Annotated in this window: 23 protein-coding genes; 14 read left to right on the top strand and 9 right to left on the bottom strand. The window is 55.3% G+C overall.

What is annotated here, in order from left to right:
* From VJ956_RS16190 to VJ956_RS16215, 6 genes are all read left to right on the top strand, one after another.
* Positions 1–1,457, top strand: a 1,457-nt coding sequence (locus tag VJ956_RS16190) for a M81 family metallopeptidase (RefSeq protein ID WP_324086075.1), incomplete at its 5' end; no start/stop codon positions are given.
* Positions 1,457–2,509, top strand: coding sequence for a D-TA family PLP-dependent enzyme (locus VJ956_RS16195; protein WP_324086076.1), 1,053 nt, complete (start codon positions 1,457–1,459; stop codon positions 2,507–2,509). The genes VJ956_RS16190 and VJ956_RS16195, both read left to right, overlap by 1 nt.
* A gap of 6 nt (positions 2,510–2,515) precedes the next feature.
* Positions 2,516–3,430: a sugar kinase gene (locus VJ956_RS16200; RefSeq protein ID WP_324086077.1), complete on the top strand. Its 915-nt coding sequence runs from the start codon at positions 2,516–2,518 to the stop codon at positions 3,428–3,430.
* On the top strand, positions 3,427–3,822 hold the full coding sequence (locus tag VJ956_RS16205) for a RidA family protein (protein WP_324086078.1): 396 nt from the start codon (positions 3,427–3,429) through the stop codon (positions 3,820–3,822). The genes VJ956_RS16200 and VJ956_RS16205 overlap by 4 nt, the downstream gene beginning before the upstream one ends.
* A 25-nt stretch (positions 3,823–3,847) precedes the next feature.
* Positions 3,848–5,569, top strand: coding sequence for an FAD-binding protein (locus tag VJ956_RS16210; protein ID WP_324086079.1), 1,722 nt, complete (start codon positions 3,848–3,850; stop codon positions 5,567–5,569).
* A 128-nt stretch (positions 5,570–5,697) separates the two neighbouring features.
* Positions 5,698–5,913 (top strand): hypothetical protein, encoded by a 216-nt coding sequence (locus tag VJ956_RS16215; RefSeq protein ID WP_324086080.1) that lies wholly within the window; start codon positions 5,698–5,700, stop codon positions 5,911–5,913.
* A 172-nt stretch (positions 5,914–6,085) separates the two neighbouring features.
* Here VJ956_RS16215 and VJ956_RS16220 read toward each other — a convergent pair whose 3' ends face one another.
* The 3 genes from VJ956_RS16220 to VJ956_RS16230 all read right to left on the bottom strand — a co-directional run bounded on the left by VJ956_RS16220 (position 6,086) and on the right by VJ956_RS16230 (position 10,140).
* Positions 6,086–8,401: a relaxase/mobilization nuclease domain-containing protein gene (locus VJ956_RS16220; protein ID WP_324086081.1), complete on the bottom strand. Its 2,316-nt coding sequence runs from the start codon at positions 8,399–8,401 to the stop codon at positions 6,086–6,088.
* On the bottom strand, positions 8,388–8,963 hold the full coding sequence (locus VJ956_RS16225; protein ID WP_324086082.1) for a hypothetical protein: 576 nt from the start codon (positions 8,961–8,963) through the stop codon (positions 8,388–8,390). Before VJ956_RS16225 ends, VJ956_RS16220 begins: the two co-directional genes overlap by 14 nt.
* Before the next feature lie 133 nt (positions 8,964–9,096).
* Positions 9,097–10,140 carry a hypothetical protein gene (locus VJ956_RS16230; RefSeq protein ID WP_324086083.1) on the bottom strand — a complete coding sequence of 348 codons (1,044 nt, stop codon included), beginning with the start codon at positions 10,138–10,140 and terminating at the stop codon, positions 9,097–9,099.
* A 598-nt stretch (positions 10,141–10,738) separates the two neighbouring features.
* Between VJ956_RS16230 and trfA the strand changes: the two genes are divergently transcribed.
* On the top strand, positions 10,739–11,743 hold the full coding sequence (gene trfA / locus VJ956_RS16235; protein ID WP_324086084.1) for a replication initiator protein A: 1,005 nt from the start codon (positions 10,739–10,741) through the stop codon (positions 11,741–11,743).
* Here the strand turns inward: trfA and VJ956_RS16240 are convergent.
* Together VJ956_RS16240 and VJ956_RS16245 are read right to left on the bottom strand one after the other, a co-directional pair.
* Entirely contained in the window at positions 11,740–12,051 is a 312-nt protein-coding gene (locus tag VJ956_RS16240) for a hypothetical protein (protein WP_324086085.1), read from the bottom strand. The genes trfA and VJ956_RS16240 overlap by 4 nt on opposite strands.
* Positions 12,048–12,959 (bottom strand): ParA family protein, encoded by a 912-nt coding sequence (locus tag VJ956_RS16245; protein WP_324086086.1) that lies wholly within the window; start codon positions 12,957–12,959, stop codon positions 12,048–12,050. The genes VJ956_RS16240 and VJ956_RS16245 overlap by 4 nt, the downstream gene beginning before the upstream one ends.
* Here VJ956_RS16245 and VJ956_RS16250 point away from each other — a divergent pair.
* Genes VJ956_RS16250 through VJ956_RS16260 form a run of 3 tightly spaced genes read left to right on the top strand, consistent with a single transcriptional unit; the run spans position 12,919 to position 13,965 of the window.
* A complete protein-coding gene (locus tag VJ956_RS16250; RefSeq protein WP_324086087.1) occupies positions 12,919–13,173 on the top strand; it encodes a type II toxin-antitoxin system HicA family toxin in 255 nt (84 codons plus the stop codon). The genes VJ956_RS16245 and VJ956_RS16250 overlap by 41 nt on opposite strands.
* Positions 13,170–13,505 (top strand): type II toxin-antitoxin system HicB family antitoxin, encoded by a 336-nt coding sequence (locus VJ956_RS16255; protein WP_324086088.1) that lies wholly within the window; start codon positions 13,170–13,172, stop codon positions 13,503–13,505. Before VJ956_RS16250 ends, VJ956_RS16255 begins: the two co-directional genes overlap by 4 nt.
* Before the next feature lie 4 nt (positions 13,506–13,509).
* Complete coding sequence (locus VJ956_RS16260; protein ID WP_324086089.1) at positions 13,510–13,965, top strand: hypothetical protein; 456 nt, start codon at positions 13,510–13,512, stop codon at positions 13,963–13,965.
* Here the strand turns inward: VJ956_RS16260 and VJ956_RS16265 are convergent.
* The 4 genes from VJ956_RS16265 to VJ956_RS16280 all read right to left on the bottom strand — a co-directional run bounded on the left by VJ956_RS16265 (position 13,934) and on the right by VJ956_RS16280 (position 16,113).
* A complete protein-coding gene (locus VJ956_RS16265) occupies positions 13,934–14,176 on the bottom strand; it encodes a hypothetical protein (protein WP_324086090.1) in 243 nt (80 codons plus the stop codon). The two genes, VJ956_RS16260 and VJ956_RS16265, sit on opposite strands and share 32 nt — an antisense overlap.
* A 29-nt stretch (positions 14,177–14,205) precedes the next feature.
* Positions 14,206–14,745: a recombinase family protein gene (locus tag VJ956_RS16270; protein ID WP_324086096.1), complete on the bottom strand. Its 540-nt coding sequence runs from the start codon at positions 14,743–14,745 to the stop codon at positions 14,206–14,208.
* A gap of 29 nt (positions 14,746–14,774) precedes the next feature.
* Positions 14,775–14,909, bottom strand: a complete 135-nt coding sequence (locus VJ956_RS16275; RefSeq protein ID WP_324086091.1) for a hypothetical protein — start codon at positions 14,907–14,909, stop codon at positions 14,775–14,777.
* A 274-nt stretch (positions 14,910–15,183) separates the two neighbouring features.
* Positions 15,184–16,113: a MurR/RpiR family transcriptional regulator gene (locus tag VJ956_RS16280; RefSeq protein ID WP_324086092.1), complete on the bottom strand. Its 930-nt coding sequence runs from the start codon at positions 16,111–16,113 to the stop codon at positions 15,184–15,186.
* Positions 16,114–16,305: 192 nt separating this feature from the next.
* Here VJ956_RS16280 and VJ956_RS16285 point away from each other — a divergent pair, with 192 nt between their 5' ends.
* The 4 genes from VJ956_RS16285 to VJ956_RS16375 form a co-directional block, all read left to right on the top strand.
* Complete coding sequence (locus tag VJ956_RS16285) at positions 16,306–16,821, top strand: TRAP transporter small permease (protein ID WP_324086093.1); 516 nt, start codon at positions 16,306–16,308, stop codon at positions 16,819–16,821.
* Positions 16,821–18,104, top strand: a complete 1,284-nt coding sequence (locus VJ956_RS16290; protein ID WP_324086094.1) for a TRAP transporter large permease — start codon at positions 16,821–16,823, stop codon at positions 18,102–18,104. The genes VJ956_RS16285 and VJ956_RS16290 overlap by 1 nt, the downstream gene beginning before the upstream one ends.
* 29 nt (positions 18,105–18,133) lie before the next feature.
* A complete protein-coding gene (locus tag VJ956_RS16295) occupies positions 18,134–19,171 on the top strand; it encodes a DctP family TRAP transporter solute-binding subunit (RefSeq protein WP_324086095.1) in 1,038 nt (345 codons plus the stop codon).
* Positions 19,172–19,232: 61 nt separating this feature from the next.
* Positions 19,233–19,383: M81 family metallopeptidase (locus VJ956_RS16375; protein ID WP_414674458.1), on the top strand; the 151-nt coding region annotated here is incomplete at its 3' end.

Here is a 19,383-nt window from a genome sequence, read left to right on the forward strand (position 1 = left end):
TCTGCGCGTCGATCGCAACAGAAACCAATACCTTTTCTCCATTGCGCATGGAGTTCGAAGACTTTGCACAAAGTCTGTATGCCCCACCCGGTGAGCATCCGGAAACACCAACTTTGTGCAGTGCCGTCTTTCCGGTTCTCAGAGCACGTGCAGAAACTGGCGAAATAGAGCTAATCGAAGGCACCGCAGCGTGGGCTGAGCCAGGCGGTTTGGTTAATCGCAAAACCTGGGCGCGGCTGCGGGACGAAGTTCTAGAGCAGCTCAAATATGCGCTACCTGTCGATGCGGTCGTACTTGGCTTGCACGGTGCAATGATCGCTGAAGGCTGTGTTGATTGCGAAGGCGAATTGATCGAAGCGGTTCGTCAGATCGTTGGCCGAAAAACAATAATCGGCGTGACCTTTGATCCGCATTCTCACCTGAGTGACCGCCGCGTTGACAACAGCGACGTCATCGCAGTGTTCAAGGAATTCCCCCACACAGATTTTGTCGAGACGGCCGAAGCCTGCGTCGATCTGACATTGCGCGCTGTCAAAGGCGAGATCATCCCGGTTCTATCCGTATTCGATGTCCGAATGATCGAGGTTCTTCCGACCAGCCGTCCGCCGATGCGCGGTTTCGTAGACAAAATGATGGCGCTGGAGGCCACTGGTGAAGTGTTGTCCGTGTCTACCATTCACGGATTCATGGCAGGCGACTCGCCTGATCTTGGGGCAAAGATCATCGCTGTTACCGACAACGATCGCATCAAGGGAGATAGGATCGCACAGGAACTGGGCGAGGAGTTGTTCTCTTTTCGAGGTAAGACCAGACCGACCTTCATGAGTGTCGATGAGGCTCTTACACATGCCGTCAATGCGCCCTCTGGGCCTATCGTGATCGCAGACGTGTGGGACAATCCTGGCGGCGGTGTAGCAGGCGATTCCACGATTTTGTTGCGCCGCGCGATTGAGATGGGAATGTCTTCGCTCGCCCTTGGGACGATTTGGGACCCGATGGCGGTGCGCCTGTGCCATGCGGCAGGTGAAGGAGCCTCGCTCGATCTTCGGTTTGGCGGAAAAACCTCGGCACTGGCCGGTGATCCGATTGATGCGCATGTAACGGTGCAGCAGGTCAAACGAAATGCTGTGCAGAGTTTTGGATCTTCGGTTGTTCCGCTTGGCGACTGTGCGGTCGTCCGTGTCGGTGAGATTGAAGTCGTGATGAACTCGAACCGGGCCCAAGCCTTTTCGCCAGACCTGTTTTCGAACATGGGGATCGACCCTCTCACCAAAAAAACTTTGGTTGTGAAGTCTACCAACCACTTCCACGGGGCGTTCGCCGGGATCGCGTCAGAGATTCTCTACGCGGCCGTCGATGGCCCCTATCCAAACAATCCCCTCATGACGAATTATACCCGCCTGATAAGACCCCTGTGGCCAATTGTTCAGGCGCCATTTGAAGAGAAAGTCGCCTGATGTTTTCTGATATCGATACCCCTGCCGTTCTGATTGACCTCGATGTTGCAGAGAACAACGTCCGCAAGTTTCAGGCACATTGCGATGAACATGGCCTGAAGCTGCGACCTCACATAAAAACCCATAAACTGCCTATGCTGGCGAAAGCTCAGGTCGAGGCAGGTGCGATTGGTATTACCTGCCAGAAGGTAAGCGAAGCCGAGGTCATGATCTCTGAAGGCGGGATTGAAGATGTGTTGATCACCTTCAATATCCTCGGCGCGGAAAAAACCCGCCGCTTGCGCGCACTGTCTGAACGAGTGAAGCTTTCCGTAGTCGCGGACAATACTGACGTTGTCGATGGGCTGAGCGAAGCCTTTGCAGACGCTGATACACCCCTTGATGTGTTGGTCGAATGCGATACCGGCGCAGCACGATGCGGTGTAACGTCTGCCGAAGCTGCGGCTTCTCTCGCTCATCATATCGAAAACAAGGTGGGCCTCCGTTTTGCAGGGCTTATGACCTATCCGCCGGTCGGAGCGGAAGCCGAAACGCAGGCTTGGCTGGAAAAAGCGGTCGAAGCGGTCGAAAAACGCGGCCTATCGGTCGATGTAATCTCAAATGGCGGCTCTCCGGGCATGTGGCAAGCGCAGGACGTGCCGATTGCCACCGAATATCGCATCGGCACCTACGTTTACAATGACAGGTCTCTGGAAGCACGAGGCGTCTGCGGATGGGACGATTGCGCCCTCAGTGTCATGGCGACCGTGATTTCAGTGCCTGCGGATGATCGCGCCGTGATCGACTGTGGCACGAAGGTGCTGACATCCGACCTGCTTGGACTTGATGGCAGCGGTCATGTTCTCGGTCGTCCGGACATCAAGGTGGCAGGGTTGTCGGAAGAACATGGTGTGTTGACCGCCCAGAATATCAACCTGGCAGTCGGGGATCGCATACGGATTGTTCCAAACCACGCCTGTGTAGTCAGCAACATGCTTGATGAAGTGGTTCTGGTGCGAGGCGACGAGTTAATCGGGTCTCATCCAGTGGCAGCTCGCGGCAAAGTCTGGTGATCCTCAATGGCCGACTTGCTTTGTCTTGGAGAACCGCTTGTAGAGTTCAACGTGCAGCCTGATGGGTCTTATCGTCGTGGTTTCGGCGGCGATGTGTCCAACGTCGCCATTTCTGCCGCACGACAAGGCGCGGCCGTTGGTATGATCTCACGCGTCGGCGCTGATCCATTTGGTGAGGACATTGTCAACCTATGGCAAAACGAGGGTGTCGATACTGAATTTGCTGCAAAAATTCCAGATCAAGATACTGGTCTTTACTTCGTCCATCATGATCGGGAAGGGCATCACTTTATCTACAGAAGGCAGGGTTCTGCCTGCAGTCTGATGACTGGCGCGGACATTCCTGCCGCAGCAATCGCTGATACGAAGATGTTCTATGCGTCGGGGATCACGATCGCGGTCAGCAGCACCTTGCGCGCAGCTACTGCCGAAGCAGTTGCGATCGCGCGAAAAGCATCCACCACAGTGGCTTTTGACCCCAACCTCCGAGAACGGCTCTGGCCTCTCGATCAGGCGCGGGCAGTGACCCACGAAATCATGCGTGACTGCGCCATTGCTTTGCCCGGACTGGACGACGCACGTCGTCTAACAGGTCTGCACAGTCCCGAGGACATTATCAACTTCTACCACGATCTCGGCGCGGCTGTCGTCGCATTGACCCTTGGTGGCGATGGCGTAGCGGTCTCGTCCGGTGATGGCATCTCCACGATACCTCCTCTGGATGTATCTGTAATTGATGCGACAGGAGCAGGAGACTGTTTCAACGGCATATTCTTGTCTGATATTCTTCGTGGCCGTCGGCCTGAGGACGCTGCAGAAACCGCCAACATAGGCGCGGCACTCTCGACCACTGGATTTGGTGCTGTTGCCCCGATCCCTTTCCCGATTGACATCAAGAAAACAAAGGAAACTTCCGCATGACAACGAAAACAATCGAACGCATCGGTAACGACCGGACCGGGGCAGGAGGCCAACCCTTGCCGTTCTCTCCAGCCGTTCGGGCCGGCGATCTGGTATTCATTTCCGGGCAAGTCGCCATGAAAGAGAACGGTGAAATCGAACCAGGCGGTATTGAAGCCCAGACCAAACGAACAATGGAGAACCTTATCGCTGCGCTGGCGCTCGCTGACTGCACGCTGGAAGATGTTGCCAAGATTGGCGTCTGGCTTGACGACCCACGCGATTTTTGGACCTTCAATCGGGTCTATGCGGGCTATTTCCCGAACGGTGGGCCTGCTCGTTCAACCGTGCGCTCACAGATCATGGTCGATGCGAAAGTCGAAATCGACGCTGTCGCATACAAGCCGCTCTAAGATCAAAATATAAAGGATTTCAAGCATGTATGACTTTATTAGCAAAGCCGACAATAACTATTCCGGACTTGATAGAGGCTTTAATCAGCGATTTTCTTTGGATGAAAAAGTTTACGGCGCTGGCCAAGGAGTATACCTCGTCTATAGCGAGACTGATGTCCTGGAGGCGCTCGAGAATATCAACTCATATGGCTTAAACCCCGGAGATGTCAGAATGATATCCGGCGGTCACTGCTATGAAAATTTTACTTTCCAGAAGTCAGATGGGAATGAAAACTACACGAAGTACGTTATCGATCTCAGCAATATGCAACAGATTTATGTCGATACAATTAATGGTATCGAATACATCGTTATTGAACCGGGTGCTTCGAACTGGTTAATGCAATCTGCACTCCACTCACGATTTGGGGCAACTCTACCAGGTGGCTCGTGCTATTCAGTGTGTGCCGGTGGTCATCTGTCTGGTGGAGGCTATGGCTTACTGTCTCGGTTACATGGGTTGACCGTAGACTATCTCTCCGGCGTAGAAATAGTCGTTCCAAATTCCGATGGGCCAAATGCGTTCAAGCTGAGACCTTTTGATCCAGATGATGAGGACTCCCTGAACTGGGCGAGCCGTGGAGGTGGTGCTGGCCATTATGGCGTGATCACTAAGTACTTCTTCCGCAAGGACAAACTACCACGCGCACCCGAGCGAGCAAAATTTATCGCCTTGCCGGTGCCCTGGTCACAGTTCATGGATTCTGAAGGCATTATGAATTTTTCGAGCTTCATGAAAGCTTACTTTGATGCATGCGCCAGCTTAGCCCCGCAGGCATTTACTCTAGGCAAATTCACATGCATGGCCGATCCCAACGACATGATGTCAATTTTAATCCAAGTCGTCTATGGCGAAAGCTCTGGCCACAGCGGAGAAATATCTGGTGGGGATAGTTATCTTAGCTTGAACGAGTCTCAAGCAGATAACGAGATCGCAAATTTTGCAAATGCTTTATCAACTTGGATAGCTCCACCTACAAAATCTTTATTTGCAGGTCGAAAGTATATTCTTCCGGGTCACCCGGTTTCGGGGGTTATCAATTTGGATTCTGTTTATGATTTGCCTTGGATCGAGATGACTCAATTGCTGAATGGTTCAGGGGAAAATCAAAAAGGTAAATATAAGAGTAGCAGTATGATTGGAAACTTTGATGACGCAGAAGCTGAAGCGATGTTCAAGTTTCTAACAGACCAGAACGCATCGAACCCGGCACCTCGTGCAGCAGACAAATCTCAAACGCTGATTCAAATTGATTCATATGGAGCTCAAGTTAATGCATTGGATGATGGAAATGGATCAAGAACAGCGATTGCTGCTCGAAGCTCGATACTCAAGTTGCAATATCAAACTTATTGGAAGGAAACTGCAAGTAGCGATCCAAATGTTGATGACGAGGAGATTATTTCATGGTTCAACGAGGGCTACAGCGAAGTGCATCGCAATGCGATGAGCAACCCCAGCCCATTCCCGCTGTGGGGACAAAAATATCAAGGCTGTTATTTCAATTACCCCGACCGACATATAGGCGTAAATCCCGGATATGAAGGAGATCCTGGGGAAAGTTACCGTGGCGCTTTTGCTGAACTATATTTTGGTCAAATTGTTGCCGATAAGCTCATGGAAATAAAATCAAGAGTTGATCCTGCCAACATATTTTCTTTCGCTCAATCAATACCTGTGGGCTCTAGTGAGCCTCGCAACTAGCATGAGTTCGAAATCTGGGTGAATTTTCTTATCCTTGCATTCAGCGTTTTGGGAATGGGGTGCTGCCTGCCCCCTGCCCTACGGGCATTCCCCCGGGGATATTTGAGGCAAGATGAAGGGCGGAAAACATGTCCACTGACACGTCAAAGCCTCCCTTCAACGACCGCCCCTGGTTTGCGGATACAATGGAGGCTGACCTGTGTGCGCAACAGAAGGCCGGCGCGCATCTAGTTTTCCGGCGCGATGATGGCGAGTGGGTACGGGAAGCGCCTGATGGCATCCAAACACTTCTTGGCTACCGCGATGAAGACAACATGCCAAACAAAGGAGAACGCGAAACCTGACGGACGGCTGCGGGCGCATCGGCCCCCAAAGAGCCAGGGCGGCCGCGGCCCCCGTCAGTTTGCACAGGTCTCTCCGCCAAGATTGGCTTGGGTTTTGACTACCAACCTCTGAAACACAACACCACCGGCCTGCGCCCCACAAACCGCCCGCCCACGTCTCTGAGCCGTCTTCTTAGTGGGTCAGCCCGGTCCGTTCACCGGAACCGTCCGTTGGATGGTCCTCAGCCCATTTCAGGTCTCCCAGCTCGTTACAGACCGCGCGCATGGCCTCCCCTATGGCCACCGCCATGTCAGGGTCGGACTGCATATAGGCCTTTGCCACGATCAACTGTTCCATCCGGTCTTCGGTCACAGTGGACAGAACGCTGGCATCGCCCGACCGAAGAGCGGTGATGTTTTCCGGCCCAAGTGCTGCCTCGAGCTCGGCCCGGAACGCCTGCTTGTCCGGTGCTGGCGCGTGGTGTCGCTCAGCACCGCTCATCTTGTCGTAGGCTATGACAGCTTCGATCTGGGAATAGCTCACTACGAATGCTTCAGCAGCGACAGACGCGGCCTCGGGCCTGTGCGCCGGACCGGGCTCAACCAGAACACGGCTATCGCGCTCTTGCGCCCGCTCAGCTGCCCTGAGTTCGCAGACACTCGCATAGGTCTGTCCTAGACCACGGGCGAGATGCTCGGGCATGTCCGCTTCGCCCGGGCGGCCCTGATACATCGCGCGGAAGGCGAACGCGACGGCCCCGGCAAGATCGTCCCTTGGCGCACCGTCCAGCTTCATCATGCGCTCGGCCATCCGTTCCATCTCGTCGGCGAGAGGCGAGGTTACGATCACGTCCCGTCCATCGTCATGTGTTCGGTAAACGGTATTGGGCGAGGCAAGAACCGCCGGATGATCCTTGAGCCACTCCTGCTGCTCGCGTTCGATCTGATCGTAGGCCTGATCCTCGATCTCATCTGCCCGCTCCGCAATCTGGGCCTCGGACAGCCCATCACTGCGCAACCCCTGCCGGATTGCACGGCAACGGTCTTCGGTAGACTGCGCATCGAAGTGGAAATCATAATCACGCTCGATGATCCCGTCAGTCCTGAGAACCCCGGCATTCCTCAACACCTCCGCCAGGCGCACATGAAGACGATCCACGCGGTCCTGAATGCGCCCATCGTGCTCCGGATCGGCGATATCCAGACCGTCATGCGCCGCAATCGCATGCGCATCCTCCTGCTCCCACGTCTCTTCCAGAGCCGCGTTGTCTGCACCGGCCTCGATACGGGCAATCACAACCGCAGAGGATATCCCTGTGCCGCGTAGTGCGGTTTCTATCTGGGCGCGCGTTACCATATCGCGCAATCCGTCCAGCTTGTCCGAAGCGATGTTGCGGCTCGAATAGTGGCCATGCTCGGATGGTGGCTTCAGCAAGTCGGAAGATCGGTCTCCCAACGGCTGCCATCTGGCCGTAGCTTTCAATGCCTCATACTGGCGTTTTTGCAGAGCCGGTCGTGCTGATGGTGCGGAAGCGTCGATGCGGGCGTTCACGTCATCCATTGTTTTATGAAGGGTTGCCAGCATTTCCGTCTGGCCGGTCTGATAGACCGCGCCTTCGGGTTTGAGCTGCCCGCCCCGGGCAAGTATTTCACCCGCCCTGAACAGCGCCTCACCCAGTCGTTGTTCATGCGCACCTTCCCCAAGTCGGGCATATTCCCGTCCGAATTTGTGAACCTGCGCTTTTGCTTCGTCGAGATCGCGACCCAATCGCGCGCGACCTTCAGCCTCCCTGCCCTCTTCCTTAGCCGCATAGACCTCGCGCGTGCGCGGCGGATAGTCGATGACCCCGCGATGCACCCGCCGTGTGGCTTCCAACCTCACACCGACCTTCTCGGCCTCCTCGACCATCGCAATGCGGAAATCGTCATAATTGAAGTGATGATCCCGCTCCAGGTAAAAGAACTCGCCTTCCTGCGACTTGCGGTTCAGCACCACATGGGCGTGCGGATGCTCCCGGTCCTCATGCACCGCAACAATCCAATCGAAGTGCCGTCCGTTCTCTTCGTCACTGAAAAACCGCTCACAGACCTTCGACGCGATGTCGCGTACATCTTCGCCCTTCGTGCCGATCGGAAAGGACATCAGCATATGGGTCGTCTGCCCGAGCTTGAGATGGAACCCGTCGCTCCAACGGTTGGCATAGCGATCCGCGACCGCCTCGATCTCTTTCGCGGTCAGCGTCTGCTTCCCGTCCAACAAACTACGGCTATCCACAATGTGCGAGGACTTCGTGGTCAGATAATCGAGCTGGCGCACCAGCTCCGCCCGCGTGTGGCATCCGCCCGACCGGATCGCCTTGAATACCGCCGCCCGGTGCCCTCGCGATGCCCGCGACATCTGCGCCCGCCGCCGTTCGCCCGTGAGGCCCTGCATCGATCCGCGAACCTTGCTCCAGTCCTTCTCGAACAGATCGCCCGTGACGGCGCTGACTGCATCAGTCCTGGACATCGGCCAACTCCTTGAGAGCATCGCCCGCCGTCAACGACATGCCTTCGACCCGCCGTCGAGCCAGCAGATCGACCTGATCGGAAAAGTCCAGAATGAAGCCCGCGAGCTGCCGCATCTGGGCGAGGTTATCCTCGGAAAATGATGGCGCTGATCCCTTCATCTTGGCCTCGTTCATCCGCTTGGCGATCTGACTGACGTTGTTCCCGACGCGGTTCAAAGCCCCCCGAAACCCCGCCAATTCGTCGGCCAGATGCACGTCTGGCTGGAACAGTCCTGCCGCCCCCTGCACCAACCGCCGCATCCCGTCTGCCCGTGTGTTGACCCCGCTCCTTGCCAGCACCGCATCGAACGCCGCCATCTCTTCCGGGGTCAGTGTCACGCTCATGGTCTCGGTCCGAACGCCGCTGTCGCGCCGCCCCTGCTCCGCGCGATGAAGGGTGTATTGGATAGTGCGCGGCGTGACCTCATAGTCTTTTGCCAGCACGGATTTGGGCACTCCACGGCGATGGGCTGCGACGATTTCGCGGCGTTGGTCTGGCGTGAGGCGCTTGCGTTTGGTCATCGGCTCTCTTGTTCGGAAGGATGCGAACAAAGACACCCTATTTCCTGCCATACTCTAAAGCCCAAACCTCACTTAATCAATCAGAACCGTGGTGCTGAAAATCGCGTAGCTAAGAAGACGGAAAGTGACGCGCTCAGTCAGAGGTCGGTGGCGTGCCTTTGACCTTGTAGAGCCGCCCGGTGTTGGGTGCGCCTTTCGAGGCATTCACGATGGTCGGCAGAATCCAGATCAACCGACGTTCGCTTTGATCCTTGCCGACCGGCTGGCGGCGAAAATGACACGCCCGCCAGTGGGGTGCGACACTGCCCCCTGCCCCGTCACCGGACGTATGCGCACCACCTCCGAAAGCATCGAGGTCCAGCCGACGGACGGATACGAAGCCGCGCTTCTTCAGCTCGTTCTCAGCATCGCGCCGCTTCTTCGGCGAGCGGGCCGTAGCGACTTTGGCGACCAGAACCTCCGGCGTTCCTTCGGGCCAGGTCTCGGGCAGATCGGCTTCATTGGGACGTGCAGTCAGCGCACAGAGCGCGCCCAGGATCAGGGACAATGCCTTCTTCGCTTCGGACAGGTTGCGGCTCTTGAACGCGGCCAGCTCCTCCGAGACGGAAACTGCGGGCGTGTTGATCTGGATGCCGGACGCGGCGGCTTCGTCCTGATACTCCACAACAGCCTGCCGGAAGCTGTGCAGTCCGTCTTCATCGACATCGAGGTCCACGGCGTTTGTATCCAGTGCTTCGCCAAGGGCCGCTTCGAACGTGTCGTCGGGACGGCCTTTCAGCGTGAATGTGAAGTGAGGTTCGTATGAGAACGGCCAGTGCGCCCCGTAACCGGCTCTCAGGGCGCTCAGAGCGTCCCGTGTGGTGATGCAGACATCTATGTGCTGCTTGCCCGTCTCAGGGTCCACAGGAGCGGCTGTGACGTAGGCTCCGTCCACGACAAGGGCTCTGGGGTGGGTCCGCGTGCCGAAAGTGATCCCGCTGCCCTCCTCGAAGCCGATATAGAGCACGTCGAAGGGCATCCTGAGATCCCCGATCCGCACATCGCCCAGGGACGTCTTGCGCAGGGCATCGCGCAACGGTGTGAAAAGCGCGTAGATGTTCATGCCGCGCCGCGCGAGCTGGCCGTAGCGATAGGCTTGCTTGGTTCGCTGCATGAGAACGCTGGTGCCTTTGGTCATAGCTTACCTTCCGAGCTTTTTGCTCTCCGGTAAACCCGGTCTGGTTCAATTGCCTCATTGTAGAGCCCCTGCACAAGCGCCATCAGTTCGTTGAACTGGTCAGGCGATGGGTAGGTGCTCCATGACCGACAAACCCGTGCAACACCGGTCGCATACCTGGGCCAATACTTTTGAACACGAAGCGGGTGATGGTCGTCGCGGTTGATGTTATTCGATATGCGTCGCTGGTCGGTCATGCCCCCTCGTTTTTTTTGTCCTCGGCCTTTTTCATCTGCAAGGGTTATCTGCCAGACTGGGACATCACCTCGTCAATCTAAGCATAGTCCAACATCAGCCTCTGTTGTTGTCGTTTGTGATGAAGATCTTGCGGTGCTTGGGTGTTAAATATGTGTTAAATATAGTGTTACGCAGATCAGAACTTCGCTTAAACATTTGAAATCACGCCTATCTTTGAAACTTTTGGTGGGTGATAACACGAAAATAGGTGGGTAAAAGCACGAAAGGTGGTGGGTAAAAGCACGAATCTCTTGACCCCGGTGGGTAAAAGCACGAATGTCAACAAATGGTAGGTGATAACACGAATTCACGGTCTCCGCTCTTGCCCGACCGGATGCAGCAGACAGACTTTTTTGTCTGCGACATTTTCGATGCCGCGCCCAAGGGCGACATGGCTTCAATGGAGCACCCGATTTTCTCGATTTCCACTAAACCTGATCGACACATCCGCCGCTATGAAAATGGGCAGAATTTTGTTGAAATTACCCCTTCTGTGAAAGGGCTGGCGACAGTCCATGATCGCGACGTTCTGATCTACTGTATCAGTCAGTGCATTGCAGCCTTGAACGAGGATCGGGAAGTCAGCCCCACCATCCGCTTTCGCGCTTATGACTTGCTGAAAGCTACCAATCGTGGATCGGATGGACGGGGCTATGAACAGCTCAGGGCAGCCCTGGAGCGCCTGCAAGGTACGGTGATCACCACCAATCTCATCACTGGTGGCAAGGAAGAGTTTGACGGTTTCGGGCTGATCGACCGATTCAAAATCGTTCGGGAGACCCGAGACGGGCGGATGCAGGAGGTAGAAATTAGGCTCTCGGACTGGGTGTTCAATGCCATCAGGCATCGTGAGGTTCTGACCCTGCACCGCGACTACTTCCGCCTACGCAAACCGTTGGAGCGGCGCATCTACGAGCTGGCTCGCAAGCATTGCGGTGCGAAGAAGGAATGGAAGATCGGATTGGCAAAACTGCAAGCCAAGTGCGGCTCCAGCTCCACCGAGAAAGAGTTTCGTCGCTTGGTCACTAATATCGTGCGACAGGACAAGCAGCATGCCCACATGCCCGACTATGCCGTGCGGTTGGAAGAGGACATGGTGATATTCGCCAACCGGCGCACCGACCAAAACGGGACTGTCCCCCCTGCCCTGTCACAAGTACGGCTCGACTCGGAAGCCTATCACGATGCAAGGGCGGTCGCGCCTGGATGGGATGTGTATGTTCTCGAACGGGAATGGCGGGAATGGATGACAGAGCCGCCCCGCGATCCCAACGCCGCCTTCATAGGGTTCTGCAAGAAGGTCTTTGAAAGACGCGGCAGGCCTTAACCAGAGCCGCCTCGCTTTTCGGACAGAAGAAGCTCAAGGCCTTGCCAGAGCGTGATGTTGCGCTCTTGGCAAAAAGCCCGAAACTCATCGACAACACGCTTGGGGCCGGGGATCGAAACCTTGTCCTGAGCCTCCTTACGCTTCGGACCGGGCTTCAGTCTTGTATGGCCTTCCCGACTGACAAATCCGAGGGACTTACCTGCCTCGACGGCCCTGTCCACAGAATCCGGCTCGGCCTTGGGTCGCGCTCTGGGGGCTTGGGAGGGCTTGGGGAGTTCAATGCCTCCGCCGAATCCATATTTGCTCATGCTGCCCTCTTATTTGTGAGAGCGTGGATGACGGCTTGGGCGTAGTCACGGGCGTTCTCAATGGCACTGGAGACCTGCTTCATGGCCTTGTCAGTTGCAGATGCTGATTTTCCCTTCTGCTCCTCCTCGACGATGCCGGGCAACTCCGCCAGAAGCACTCCATCACGGAAAATGCGGGTAAAGGGAGCGCGTTTCGCGATACGGACCGGTAGTGTCGGAATGTTGTTGATATCCATCTCCTGCCGCACGTCGCGCTCGTCTGTGGTCTGGAATGCTGCATTGGTCCGAGTAAAGAGAAGCGCATACTCTATCGGTGAGCGGATCATGTTCGATGTCGTCTGCACAAGCCGGACGGCCGCCGCTGCCTGTCTAGCTTCCATAGGCGAGCCGTCGAGCGGGATAACGCAGAGGTCCGTCCGGGAAAGGGCGAAGGTTACAACCTGATCTTTAGACCCCTCCAGGTCGATAATCAGATAATCTGCTTCGTCAGCCAGTTGATCAATCAGCTCTACCGTGTCTTCGGCCTGCGGGCGCGCATGAACCGAAAAAGGCACATCACGCCCTTCCGTCTTTCTACTTTCAGCCCAAGCGAGAATGTTGGCGTTTGGGTCGAGGTCGAGAACAGACACCCGACCGCCCGAAAGAGCGATTTGTTCGGCGAGAAGAATGGCGGATGTAGTTTTCCCCGAGCCGCCTTTGGGATTTGCAAAGGTGATTACATACATAAACGCAACAATGACAAGTTTAAAGACAAAGTCAAAGTTGTATTTAACTCTAACTCTAATGTTGACAATAACATTAGAGTTGTTTGGTTTTTTATGTGAAGGTATTGCTTGCAAAATACGCAAGCATACGTTACATAGCCTGATGAATAGCAAACATCGCAAGACCTTAGCCGTTGTCTTCACAGACCCAGTGTCCGGGACAATCGAATGGGCTGCTATCGAGCGTCTTCTTATTGCGGCTGGCGCGCAGGTGATCGAAGGGCGCGGCTCACGGGTGCGGTTCGAGAAGGATGGCGAAGTTGAGACGTTTCACCGGCCCCACCCCGCTAAGGAGGCCAAACGCTACCAAGTACGCGCCGCTCGCGCGTTTTTGGAACGGATCGGAGTAACGCCATGACCAATTCTATGACTTACAAGGGCTATTCGGCCCGCATTGAGTATGACGACGAAGATGGAATCTTCACCGGACGCCTCGCCGGTATCCGTGATGGTGTCGGTTTTCATGCCGACACGGTTGATGGGTTGCGAGACGCCTTTCATGAGGCAGTCGACGATTACATCGAGACCTGTGAAAAGATCGGTAAAGAGCCACAGAAAGCCTTTTCCGGCCAGGTGATGTTCCGCGTTGATCCCGAAGTTCATCGCAAGGCTGCACTCGCGGCAGAGCTGTCAGGCAAGAGCCTGAACCAGTGGGCCGAAGAGGTTTTGGATCGGGCAGCTGCGGGGTAGGGGATTGACCAAACCAAACACAACTCACGCAGACGCTGACGCTATTCTGACCGCGCGAACGGCGGAACTCGAAGCTATTGATGATACGGTCATGTGTGAGGTAGCTGGCGTTGCACAGGCCGCTGACGATTTGCGAAAGTCTCTTGATGTGCTGAACGGCTTGCTCGATCAGCGAGAATTCGAGAAAGCTGCGGCCTTGGGGTATAGAGACATTGCCTCGGCATTTATCTTTCTCCAACGCACCCTGGGCGGGCTGCTCAGTGCTGACCTCAGCCGTCATGAGTTCACCTCAACCATCGCGCAAGCATTAAACTGCACCTTTGAGGAGGCAGAGCCTTACGTCGACGCACGTTGGCAATGTCTGAAACCGAAGCCGCACTTGACCGATGAAGAACGTGCAACCATCAAGGCTGAATTTGAGGTTCGCTTCAGGAAAATGGCGTCAAATCCCCCAAGCTGACTGTACCGTCCGCAAGGCGCTCGAAGCCCGACAAGTCGTTTTCGTCGAAGACATGTTCGACCACGGCGTAAGGGGGGCCATTGAACCATGTGGCGTCGTCGTAATCAGAAATTTTTATGGCGATTATAGTCCTGGTGCCAATATCGGTGCAGCGCCATATACCCGTCACTGTTTTGAACTCATCGCCAATATTGAAGTCGCTGTGCAGCATGTTATCCCCTGTGATCTTGTCGCACGGTCTCAGGCTCGCCGCACGGTTCGTTCGCTGACCTTGAACAGCCGCGCGATCTCCGGGACAGCGCGTTGCTCTTCATCCCTCATACGCCGCACCTCGTCTTTCTGAGGGGGTGATAGGGCAGGGGGTCTGCCTCCGATCCGTCCGCGTTTGCGAGCTGAAGCCAGCCCTTCTCTGGTTCGCTCTGAAATCCGTTCGCGTTCAAATTGGGCGATAGATGCGAAAACGTGGAAAACCAAACGGCCGGCTGGCGTTGTCGTGTCGATGTCCTCGGCAAGGGACCGGAAACCGGCACCGCGCTCGCGGATCGTCTCGACTATCTCCAGAAGGTCTTTCAGCGAGCGGGCAAGGCGGTCATATTTGGTAACGGTCACAACGTCACCGTCACGAAGTTGATCCAGCATTCGGTCCAGCTCGGGGCGATCACGTTTCGATCCGCTAATTTTGTCCGCAAACAGCTTACCAGCTCCGGCCGCTGCCAGTGCATCTGTCTGCGCATCAAGGTTCTGGTCGTCCGTGCTGACGCGGGCATATCCGATAATCATCACTCACAATCTGACTTTTTCGCGCTAGATTAGCGTCTCTCTTCAAGGGCTTGCTCAAGCATTGCAAGATGTTCGTCAGGCGCATCTTCAATTGAGTAGGCTCGCCGCGTGTCCTGCGGCACATTCTTCTCTGCGCCCTTTTTATCTTCTGGTTCTTTTGCCATGCCGATCTCCCTAACACTTTGCCAAAAACCTGCCAAAACCCAAAGGGTTTTGCTAGGGGTTTTTGACCGGTCTATGGCATTGATTTGTGGTAGGGCAGAGCATAAGGACAAAAACGACCGTTTTTGCCGCAGCCAACTTATGCAAACGCTTTTTGCAGCAGCGCCTCTATCACGATTCCAATGGCTTAACTTAGGTCGTCAAACCGCCACAAAAGGGGTCGTTTTCGCAGCAGATGGCTGACCAACAAGGAACTGCAGCCGTATTGTCTGGCCTTTAGTCGCCTAGCGGCTGCGGCCCGGTCCGTCCGTGGTAAGCTGTAAGCGACGCCCTTATTCGCCGGAGGTTCTCTGCGGTCGCAGCAGATCGTTCTTGCGCTACAGCATAAGCTAAAGCATCGACGATCATAAGATGAATGTACCGAGACGCGGTTGGTTTGTAGATATCGGTTCCCTCTGGCAGAGCTATTTGAATTGGTAGTTCAGCGGCTTTCGCAAGGCGAGTTTCCGGCCTAGTGACACAAACCGTTTTAGCTCCATACTCTCTTGCTATCTCGACTGCCGCCACGATCGCATCAGCTTCGCCGCTGGCAGAGATTGCGAAGAGCACATCACCTTCTTGAAGAGTGGCCGCACGCATCTGCAAAATGTAACTGTCACTAGTAGATGCCGCCGCGATTCCTAACCGAAAAAATCTATTGGCCCCTTCCTGAGCAACGGTCGATGAGCCACCACCGATTCCGGCGAACAGCAGATTACGTGGCTCTAGAAGGCAGGTCTTCACATCATCCAATATCTTTGGATCGATCTGTTCCCGCATTGCTATGGCGCTTTCGTATACGGCACCTATCACGCGGTCGATGGCAGCGTCGCCCGACGCAGGAGGGGTATGAAGGCTGGCTGACAGATATTGCTGGCTGACTGCCAGGTTCTGTGCAAGCCGTAGCTTGAACTCCTTAAATCCGTCACATCCGATGGTTCGGCAAAATCGAACGACTGTCGGTTTGCTCACTGCACAGTGGTCCGCCAGCTCGGCGATCGTCATGCTACTGATGTGCTCCAGGTGCTTCTGCACGAAGTCCGCAACTTTTTGTTCTTGCGTTGCGAACTTACCATCATGCTTCTGGAGCGCGAGAAGCACATCAACCGTACCTGCCGGATTGCCTCTTAGCGGCTTGGGAGGCGTAAGAATTTCCGGTTCAGACATAGATTGATCAATCTCTCCAGCAGCATAAGCTGTGTAACTTTGTTACGCAAATCGGTCAAATGTTACATGAAAAGCATCGGTTTTTCACCGTTTTACAGATTATATGTAACTCCGTAACAAAAAATAGTTGCCATAGCGCCCTGGAGCGCGCTTAATGTAACTAAATTTCAGCGTTGGCAGGGGGAGAGTGCCATGCGGGAGCAAGCTGCTCGACTAAGCGACCGGATCAACAAAGCGATTGAGGCCATTGTTGCGATACTCATGCTCGCTCTGGTCTTGGTCGTCTGGCTCGGTGTGATGGATCGATATTATTTTCGGTGGCAGCTTCCGTGGCCGGAAGTCATTGCAAGATACCTTATGATCTGGGCCGCCATGCTGGCGGTTTCCTCTGGGATTTCACGCCGCGAGCACATTGGTCTGACAGCCTTCATCAACCTCCTGCCCGAGAAGCTGCGTCAATTCCTTCTTATCGGTATCGACCTGATGTCGCTTTCACTGTTTCTCTATGTAGCTTATTTCGGGATCGGCTTCGCACAAAGCGGTGTGCCGCGTGAAGCAATGATCTTTGGTGTCAGTCTCGCACCGTTCTACGCCGCCATACCGGTTGCTGCGTCAATCTGTGTTGTTCAACTCGTCCTTGTTCTTATCAGGGATTTGGGCACACATATCGATCGGCCCCCTACTGTCGATAAAGAAGGGGCCATCTGATGATTGTTCTCATCGCTTTCGTGCTGTTGATCGCCTTCGGCATGCCTATCGGATTTGCAATCGGTCTGTCCGGTGTCATTGGCCTTATCGCCATGGGCGGAGACCAGTTTCTGGCCATTGGTCCAAGCAAGATTTTCAACGGCCTGAATATTTTCCCATTCCTCGCCATGCCATTCTTCATCCTCGCGGGCGAGATTATGAACGATACCGGGATCACACAGCGGTTGGTTAAGCTAGCCCAGGTACTTGTGGGTCGATTTCGGGGCGGATTGGCCCACACGAACATGCTGGCATCCGTTTTTTTTGCCGGTCTGACGGGGTCGGCGACAGCAGATGCCGCTGCCTTCGGACGAACCTTGGTTCCGGCCATGGTCGATCAGGGCTACAAACGCGACTATGCCTGTGCCGTCACGGCGGCAGGCTCGATCATTGGACCAACCATCCCGCCATCCGGCCTGATGGTCGTCTACGGCTCGCTCATGGGCGTGTCGATTGCCGGGCTGTTCGCAGCAGGTGTTTTGCCAGGCCTCGTGATCTGCGGTGTCTGCATGCTCGTGATCATTATCGGCGGCAATCGGGAAAATCTGCCCAAAGCAGAGCGCGGCGCGACACTTCGGGAAGTCATGGATCAATTCGTTAAATCCCTGACCGCTCTGGCCATGCCCGTTATCATCCTCGGCGGAATCCTGGGCGGGATTGTCACGCCGACTGAAGCGGCGTCCATCGCCGTGGCGTATGCCTTGTTCATTGGTGCCGTCGTCTACCGCACCCTCACCTTCAAAGGCTTTTATATGATGCTCGTGCGGACGGCGCGCATCATGGGGGTCATCTTCGTCATCATCGCATTCGCGGGTATTCTTGGCTGGTGGATGAGCTTCGAGCGCATTCCACAATTAATCGCCGAAACCGTTCTGGGTCTTTCTGACAACCGCTATGTCGTCATCGCAATCATCATCGGTCTGCTTTTGATTGTCGGAATGGTGATGGATATCACCGCCATCCTGATTATCCTTGCACCGGTTCTGGTGCCGCTAACTCAGAACATCGGCCTCGATCCGATTCACGCCGGAATCATTTTCATCCTGGCTTTGAATATTTCGCTGATGACACCACCGGTAGGTGCCTGCCTCTTCGTGCTGTCATCTGTAACCGGGGAAAAGCTAGAGCGCATCGCGATCAAACTCTTTCCGTTCCTTTTAGCCGAAATCGCGATCCTGTTTGTGTTCGCCTACTGGGAAAGCGCGGCGATGTGGCTGCCGCGCTATCTCGGATACGCCCAATAACGCCACCACTCAACCAACTGGAGGAAACCATGAAAACTACACTAACTGGACTGGCGACTGCGGCCATTGTTGCTGCTGGAGCAGCCAACGCTGAACAGGTCATTCGCTTTGGCCACGACAATCAAACCGATCCTTTCGAGAACCCGGCACACGCATGTACCGCCGTCTTCTCCAACCTGGTCGAAGCCGAAACCAATGGCTCTGTGACTGTGGAGGTCTTCGGCTCGAACCAGCTTGGCTCGGCCGCAGAGCACGTTCAGCAGCTTCAGGATGGGATCATTCAGGCAACCCTGACATCAACAGGCGCACTAGCCAGCTATTATCCCCGTATCGACATCCTCAACATGCCTTTTGCCTTCAGCGGAAACGCTGCCACCTACGCGGTGTTCGACGGCCCATTTGGCGGAGCGCTGGCAGAAGACATCGAAGCTGAGCTCCCCGGCGTCGTTGTGCTTGGGTTCCCCGATACCGGAGGTTTCTTCGCGGTCACGAATTCACAGCGCCCGATTGCTGAACTTTCAGATTTCGATGGCATCCGCATCAGAACGATGACGTTGCCCTCGCACCAGACCATCATGCAATCGCTTGGTGCCGAAGCCTATCCTCTCGCATGGGGCGAGGTTTATTCGGGTCTTCAAACCGGCGTGATTGACGGGCAAATGAACCCTGTTCCGATCATCTCCTTCGCGAACTTCGCCGAAGTGCAGCAGTATATGACGCTGACCAATCACCTCTTCTCACCCTACACGTTCATGTTGAACCGTGCCTTCTACGAAGGCCTCACCGATGAGGAACGGGATGTTATCCACCGTGCGGCAGAAAACTGCGTGGTTGCAAGCCGTGGTCTCAGCCGGATCATCGAAGCTTCTGATCGCGGTTTGGCAGGCCTGATGGACCAGATTGAAGTGACGGCCCTGAATGCCGAACAGCGTTCTGCAATGGCGGCGGCGGCACAGCCAGCGTTCCAGGCCCATGTCGAAGAGAACATGGATGAAGGCGCGCAGGAGCTTCTGCAGCTGTTCCAGGCGGAAGTCGAAGCTGCGAACGCCCGCGAATATTTCCAGTAATCCTCCCGCCTCGTCCCCTGTTTATGGGGGGCGGGGCATTACTATTTGAAGGGTAATTCCCATGCGCGTTTTCTGCGCGTCGATCGCAACAGAAACCAATACCTTTTCTCCATTGCGCATGGAGTTCGAAGACTTTGCACAAAGTCTGTATGCCCCACCCGGTGAGCATCCGGAAACACCAACTTTGTGCAGTGCCGTCTTTCCGGTTCTCA

This window comes from Marinobacter sp. (assembly GCF_035268745.1).
Taxonomy (GTDB): domain Bacteria; phylum Pseudomonadota; class Gammaproteobacteria; order Pseudomonadales; family Oleiphilaceae; genus Marinobacter.

Coding starts and splice junctions, on each gene's coding strand:
- VJ956_RS16195 (WP_324086076.1), top strand. CDS start 1,457: ATGTTTTCTGATATCGATACCCCTGCCGTTCTGATTGACCTCGATGTT.
- VJ956_RS16200 (WP_324086077.1), top strand. CDS start 2,516: ATGGCCGACTTGCTTTGTCTTGGAGAACCGCTTGTAGAGTTCAACGTG.
- VJ956_RS16205 (WP_324086078.1), top strand. CDS start 3,427: ATGACAACGAAAACAATCGAACGCATCGGTAACGACCGGACCGGGGCA.
- VJ956_RS16210 (WP_324086079.1), top strand. CDS start 3,848: ATGTATGACTTTATTAGCAAAGCCGACAATAACTATTCCGGACTTGAT.
- VJ956_RS16215 (WP_324086080.1), top strand. CDS start 5,698: ATGTCCACTGACACGTCAAAGCCTCCCTTCAACGACCGCCCCTGGTTT.
- VJ956_RS16220 (WP_324086081.1), bottom strand. CDS start 8,401: ATGTCCAGGACTGATGCAGTCAGCGCCGTCACGGGCGATCTGTTCGAG.
- VJ956_RS16225 (WP_324086082.1), bottom strand. CDS start 8,963: ATGACCAAACGCAAGCGCCTCACGCCAGACCAACGCCGCGAAATCGTC.
- VJ956_RS16230 (WP_324086083.1), bottom strand. CDS start 10,140: ATGACCAAAGGCACCAGCGTTCTCATGCAGCGAACCAAGCAAGCCTAT.
- VJ956_RS16240 (WP_324086085.1), bottom strand. CDS start 12,051: ATGAGCAAATATGGATTCGGCGGAGGCATTGAACTCCCCAAGCCCTCC.
- VJ956_RS16250 (WP_324086087.1), top strand. CDS start 12,919: ATGAATAGCAAACATCGCAAGACCTTAGCCGTTGTCTTCACAGACCCA.
- VJ956_RS16255 (WP_324086088.1), top strand. CDS start 13,170: ATGACCAATTCTATGACTTACAAGGGCTATTCGGCCCGCATTGAGTAT.
- VJ956_RS16265 (WP_324086090.1), bottom strand. CDS start 14,176: ATGCTGCACAGCGACTTCAATATTGGCGATGAGTTCAAAACAGTGACG.
- VJ956_RS16270 (WP_324086096.1), bottom strand. CDS start 14,745: ATGATTATCGGATATGCCCGCGTCAGCACGGACGACCAGAACCTTGAT.
- VJ956_RS16275 (WP_324086091.1), bottom strand. CDS start 14,909: ATGGCAAAAGAACCAGAAGATAAAAAGGGCGCAGAGAAGAATGTGCCG.
- VJ956_RS16280 (WP_324086092.1), bottom strand. CDS start 16,113: ATGTCTGAACCGGAAATTCTTACGCCTCCCAAGCCGCTAAGAGGCAAT.
- VJ956_RS16285 (WP_324086093.1), top strand. CDS start 16,306: ATGCGGGAGCAAGCTGCTCGACTAAGCGACCGGATCAACAAAGCGATT.
- VJ956_RS16290 (WP_324086094.1), top strand. CDS start 16,821: ATGATTGTTCTCATCGCTTTCGTGCTGTTGATCGCCTTCGGCATGCCT.
- VJ956_RS16295 (WP_324086095.1), top strand. CDS start 18,134: ATGAAAACTACACTAACTGGACTGGCGACTGCGGCCATTGTTGCTGCT.